The organism is Staphylococcus sp. HMSC036D05, from assembly GCF_001836225.1.
Taxonomy (GTDB): domain Bacteria; phylum Bacillota; class Bacilli; order Staphylococcales; family Staphylococcaceae; genus Staphylococcus; species Staphylococcus caprae.
Genome location: NZ_KV827792.1, coordinates 1 through 6041, shown reverse-complemented (window position 1 = coordinate 6041; position 6041 = coordinate 1). Strand labels below are relative to the sequence as shown.

Sequence of the window (6041 nt, the reverse complement as noted above, 5' to 3'; positions counted from 1 at the left end):
GCAAGGGAGCTAAGCAATACGAAGTATTGAATTAAAAAAAGCAGTAAGAAGATTTCTAATTGAAATCATCTTACTGCTATTATTTTTGGACAACGCTGTCCAAAGCTATTTTATGTTATTACTGTTCTTCAATTGGATATAAGTATCTTTCGAAATAGCTAGAATGTTGCCCGCTTGCACCAAAGAATTGACTTAAAGCCACTTTTGAGAAATTATCATTGAAAATATCAGAAGCTTTAAAATCTTCGTAAGCAGTGCGACTCGCAAATCCAAAGTAAATTTTATAAGTATTACCTTCTAACGGTCTAAGTAATCGATAACTTTTGAATCCAGCAAATGATTCAAATGGTGCACCTAAATGCAATAACTTTTTCTCTAATTGATTACTATGATCCTCAGAAGAAGGAATAAACATTGCACAGTAGAAATGATCTTCATTAAAATCTCCAACACTATAAAGCACATTATAAGAGCTTGGATGTTTGAGAACAGATTTTTCATCTGTTTCTTCTAAAATGACTGAAGTATCAGATGCTGAGAATTGGAATAGTTGATGATCAGGATTATTAAGTTTAATTTGATTTAAAAATCCGTACGTCCCATAAGATGTATATAGATTCATGATACATTCCTCCCTTGTTTTAATTTATTATACGATTATAATATTTCTTTTGCTACAACAAAACTCTAGATTTTCTAATAAAAAGTAATAGAATTCTTCATAAAATTACAAATTTAACTAAAAATATAATTAAATATTTAGTTTAACTTTATTAGAATGTCCACGAAATAAATACCCGATTTTTAATAAAAATAAAGTATAATTTTAAACTTTATAAAACTAGGATTTACAAATAAAAGTACTATGTCTTTTTTATGACATTTAAGCATAATAAAATACGAAATTGCGTACAATATGCTATTATAGATAAGAATGATTTTAATGTAGGAGGACGCGAAGGTGCATAGTAAAAACGATACGATTTTAAAGACAATAAAAGGTGAAACAACGTCACACACACCCGTGTGGTTTATGCGTCAAGCAGGACGTTCACAACCTGAGTATCGCAAATTAAAAGAAAAATATTCACTTTTCGAAATTACGCATCAACCAGAATTATGTGCTTATGTCACACAGTTGCCTGTGGACAATTATCAGACTGATGCGGCAGTTCTTTATAAAGATATTATGACACCTTTAAAACCAATAGGTGTAGATGTAGATATTAAATCTGGTATAGGGCCAGTGATTTCTAATCCTATTAAATCGGTTCAGGATGTTGAAAAGTTATCTCAAATAGACCCTAAACGTGACGTGCCTTACGTGTTAGATACGATTAAGCTTCTTACAGAAGAGAAACTTAATGTACCATTAATTGGATTCACAGGTGCGCCATTTACATTAGCATCTTACATGATTGAAGGGGGTCCTTCTAAGAATTATAATTTCACTAAAGCGATGATGTATAGTGATGAAGAAACATGGTTTGCTTTAATGAATCATCTTGTTGATATTTCAATCACATATGTAGTTGCTCAAATTGAAGCAGGTGCTGAATTGATTCAAATCTTTGATTCATGGGTAGGTGCATTAAACACACAAGATTATAATTACTATATTAAACCTGCCATGGAAAAATTAATCAGCGGAATTAAAGCCCACCATGATGTACCGGTGATTCTTTTCGGAGTAGGTGCGAGCCACTTAATTAATGAATGGAATGATTTACCAATAGATGTGCTAGGACTTGATTGGAGAACTTCAATTAAACAAGCTGATGATATGGGCGTCAAAAAGACATTGCAAGGTAATTTAGATCCTTCATTATTATTAGCACCTTGGGATGTTATAGAAACACGTTTGAAGGAAATACTTGACCAGGGGATGAATCGTGGTAAACATATATTCAATTTAGGTCATGGTGTATTTCCTGAAGTGAAACCAGAAACATTAAGAAAAGTGAGCGCGTTTGTTCATCAATATACTCAAAAATAGTTCTTTTGAAGATTTGGTGTCTCCCAAACCTTACTTAAGTAACGATAACTAACAATTAAAGGAAGGTTTTATCAATGAGTAAAACAATTGGATTATTAGTAATGGCATACGGTACACCGTATAAAGAGAGTGATATCGAGCCGTATTATACTGATATTAGACACGGTAAAAGACCAACTGAAGAAGAACTACAAGATTTAAAAGATCGTTATGAATTTATCGGAGGTTTATCACCTTTAGCAGGGACTACAGATAGACAAGCTGAAGCGTTAACTCAAGCTTTAAATGAAACGTATGATGATGTGAATTTCAAATTATATTTAGGTTTAAAACATATTTCTCCGTATATTGAGGATGCAGTCGAGAAAATGCATGAAGATGGTATTGAAGAAGCTGTCACAGTAGTATTAGCACCGCATTATTCAAGTTTCTCTGTCGGTTCATATGATGATCGTGCACAAGAGGAAGCGGACAAATATGGTATAAAGCTTACGCACATTAAGCATTATTACCATCAACCTAAATTTATTAAATACTGGACTGATAAAATCAATGAAACATTGAATCAAATTCCAGAAAATGAGCATGATGAAACGGTATTAGTTGTTTCAGCTCACAGTTTACCTAAAGGATTGATTGAGCGTAATAATGATCCTTATCCAGACGAATTACATGAAACTGCTCAGATACTTAAACAAGATTCCAATATCATTCACGTGGCTGAAGGTTGGCAATCTGAAGGGAATACTGGAACACCTTGGTTAGGACCAGACGTTCAAGACCTTACTCGTGATTTATACAATAAACATCATTTTAAAAACTTTATCTACACGCCAGTCGGTTTCGTATGTGAACATTTAGAAGTTCTTTATGATAACGACCATGAATGTAAAGTCGTGTGTGATGAAGTAGGTGCCAATTACTATCGTCCAGATATGCCGAATACGGATCCTTTATTTATCGGTGCCATTGTTGACGAAATTAAAGCGCATTTTTAAAATAATGTTAAAAGCATATATATAATATTGAATAGGAGCGGAGCAGAAATAACATTTAGTAAAATTATTTGTGTTATCGCACCTTGGCAGTGATGGCAGGTATTAAGAGAAACTTAAAATAAGAATACTTTCAATTTGGAGTTCTATTGCCAATATGTTAAATGAGGCTGAGATAATCAATGATGTCCCAGCCTCATTTTTGAGGAAATTAAATTTAAGAATAATACACATTTTCAGGATAGATTTTTACGGGTCTGAAAGGAAGCGTGAAACAATTGAGTAAAAGAATTGCAATTATTGGAGCTGGAATTACAGGTTTATCGAGTGCATATTTTATTAAAAAGCAAGATCCTTCAGTAGAAGTAACGATATTTGAAGCGTCCAATCGTCCAGGTGGTAAAATACAAACATATCGCGAGGATGGATATACAATTGAATTAGGGCCAGAATCTTATTTAGGACGTAAGACGATTATGACAGATCTTGCTAAAGATATTGGTTTGGAAAATGATTTAATTACCAATACGACAGGTCAATCGTATATATTTGCTAAGAACAAGTTATATCCGATTCCAGGTGGTTCAATCATGGGCATACCTACGGATATTAAGCCGTTTATAAAAACGAAGTTAATCTCACCACTTGGTAAATTAAGAGCTGGTCTTGATTTGTTTAAGAAGCCGATAGAAATTGAAGATGATATTTCTGTAGGAGATTTCTTTAGACAAAGATTAGGCGATGAAGTGCTTGAAAACTTAATCGAGCCATTGATGGGTGGAATTTATGGTACGAATATTGATGATTTAAGTTTAATGAGTACGTTTCCTAATTTTAAAGAGAAAGAAGAACAATTTGGAAGTTTGATTAAAGGGATGAAAGATGAGAAAGAACAACGTGTGAAACAACGTCAACTTTATCCTGGAGCACCAAAAGGTCAGTTTAAACAATTTAGACACGGACTTAGTTCATTTATTGAAGCACTTGCTAAAGATGTGCAAAATAAAGGCGTCAATATTCGTTACAATACGACAGTTAATGATATTAAAGTCTATCAAAAAGATTACGAAATCGTCTTAGATAATAAGAGCGAGCGTTTCGAAGGCGTGTTAGTAACAACGCCACAACAAGTGTTTATGAAATGGTTCAATCATGATCCAGCATTTGATTACTTTAATAATATGGATTCAACTACTGTAGCAACTGTCGTGATGGCATTTGACGACAAAAATATTGAAAACACATACGATGGCACAGGATTTGTGATCGCACGTACCAGTAAGACTGATATCACAGCTTGTACGTGGACATCTAAAAAATGGCCATTTACAACTCCAGATGGGAAAGTGCTTATCAGAGCATACGTAGGTAAGCCAGGCGATACTGTAGTTGATGATCATACGGATGACGAAATCGTCTCTATTGTAAGACGAGATTTAAGTCAGATGATGACGTTTAAAGGCGATCCTGATTTTACAATTGTTAATCGTTTGCCGAAAAGTATGCCTCAATATCACGTCGGTCATATTAAGAATATTAAAGCAATTCAACAACATATCAAAAACACGTACCCTAGATTACGTATCACAGGAGCTCCTTTTGAAGCTGTAGGATTACCGGATTGTATTCAACAAGGTAAGAATGCTATCGAAGAAATTTTAGAAGAATTATAAATCTTATATAACACTTTAATAAGAATGATTGCATTTAACTTGGCTCTATGAAAGAGTGATAGTTTATCGCAGTAGTATCATTCCTTTTAAAGTGTTTTTATTTTAAAATAGAGATGAAGTGAATCAACTTATGAGGTGAAGAACATGACAGATGTGATTATCGTACATTCAAAATATGGAAATGCCACAAACCATTGGTATGAATGGTTAAAGCATAATTTAACATTAGAAGGTTATCACGTGACTTTATTTAATTTAGATGCGGATGCACATGCTCAAATCGATGAGTGGGTAAGCCAAATGAAAGATCAAATTCGAATTCGCAAATATGATACATACTTTGTCACTCATGGCTTTGGTACCATTGCAGCGTTGAAATTTATTGAAGGCACAGACCATCATATTGAAGGATTATTTAGCATCGCAGGTTTTAAAGAAGATGCTCATGATATCGATGAGAATGTAAATTTAGATGGCATTTCTATTAATTATGAAAAAGTGAAATCACAGGTCGATCATTTTTATGGACTTTCTTCAAAAGATGACAAATACGTCTCTTATAAAGAAACGAAAAGATTAATGGATACGTTGAATGGAAAAATACGTATCGTTGAAGAGGGCGGACACTTTCTAGAAGATGAGGGGTTCACAACATTTACTTCTTTACAATCTAGAATGCAAGGTTATATGACAAGGTAATTTGTATAGTCTCAATGCTAAGCGTGCTTTAAAAGTAGTAGATGAACTTGTGAAATATATATTTTAGTAAAGAAAAATATAAAAAGATATATGAGGTAATTTTTTACACAATTTAATTTCAAAACAATATTGACGAAATGAATTGTAATTTATATACTAATAAAGTACTTATTTGAGACGTCATTCATTTCAATTATCACAAATTGATTTAAAGTTGAAATGAACGAAATGTTAAATTTCTTTAAAAAAGTATTGACATTGTAAAGATGAAAATGGTAAGATAATAAGGTAGTCAAAAATAATATTGGCGCGGGATGGAGCAGTTCGGTAGCTCGTCGGGCTCATAACCCGAAGGTCGGTGGTTCAAATCCGCCTCCCGCAATACATCATTTTAATAGGTCTCGTAGTGTAGCGGTTAACACGCCTGCCTGTCACGCAGGAGATCGCGGGTTCGATTCCCGTCGAGACCGCCATTACAATTGTGGTTCAGTAGCTCAGTTGGTAGAGCAATGGATTGAAGCTCCATGTGTCGGCAGTTCGACTCTGTCCTGAACCATTCGCTATTTTTGGCGGTTGTGGCGAAGTGGTTAACGCATCGGATTGTGGTTCCGACACTCGAGGGTTCGATTCCCTTCAACCGCCCTTATTATTATTAATGGGCTATAGCCAAGCGGTAAG

The 6041-nt window shown here is 34.1% G+C and carries 5 protein-coding genes and 4 tRNA genes; 8 read left to right on the top strand and 1 reads right to left on the bottom strand.

What is annotated here, in order from left to right; translation table 11 throughout:
* Window positions 1-118: 118 nt before the first annotated feature.
* A complete protein-coding gene (traP, locus tag HMPREF2580_RS11765) occupies window positions 119-622 on the bottom strand; it encodes a signal transduction protein TRAP (RefSeq protein WP_002443532.1) in 504 nt (167 codons plus the stop codon).
* Window positions 623-961: 339 nt separating this feature from the next.
* Between traP and hemE the strand changes: the two genes are divergently transcribed.
* From hemE to HMPREF2580_RS11725, 8 genes are all read left to right on the top strand, one after another.
* Entirely contained in the window at window positions 962-1996 is a 1035-nt protein-coding gene (gene hemE, locus HMPREF2580_RS11760) for a uroporphyrinogen decarboxylase (protein ID WP_002443529.1), read from the top strand.
* 74 nt (window positions 1997-2070) lie between these two features.
* Window positions 2071-2994: a ferrochelatase gene (hemH, locus tag HMPREF2580_RS11755; protein ID WP_070833344.1), complete on the top strand. Its 924-nt coding sequence runs from the start codon at window positions 2071-2073 to the stop codon at window positions 2992-2994.
* 275 nt (window positions 2995-3269) lie between these two features.
* Window positions 3270-4664: a protoporphyrinogen oxidase gene (hemY, locus tag HMPREF2580_RS11750; RefSeq protein ID WP_070833341.1), complete on the top strand. Its 1395-nt coding sequence runs from the start codon at window positions 3270-3272 to the stop codon at window positions 4662-4664.
* Window positions 4665-4808: 144 nt separating this feature from the next.
* Complete coding sequence (locus HMPREF2580_RS11745; protein WP_002443520.1) at window positions 4809-5363, top strand: RBBP9/YdeN family alpha/beta hydrolase; 555 nt, start codon at window positions 4809-4811, stop codon at window positions 5361-5363.
* A 308-nt stretch (window positions 5364-5671) separates the two neighbouring features.
* Window positions 5672-5745, top strand: a tRNA-Met gene (locus HMPREF2580_RS11740).
* Between the two features lie 15 nt (window positions 5746-5760).
* Window positions 5761-5836: transfer RNA gene (locus HMPREF2580_RS11735), tRNA-Asp, on the top strand.
* A gap of 10 nt (window positions 5837-5846) precedes the next feature.
* Window positions 5847-5919 (top strand) — tRNA-Phe (locus HMPREF2580_RS11730).
* A gap of 13 nt (window positions 5920-5932) precedes the next feature.
* A tRNA-His gene (locus tag HMPREF2580_RS11725) sits at window positions 5933-6005 on the top strand.
* Window positions 6006-6041 lie beyond the last annotated feature (36 nt).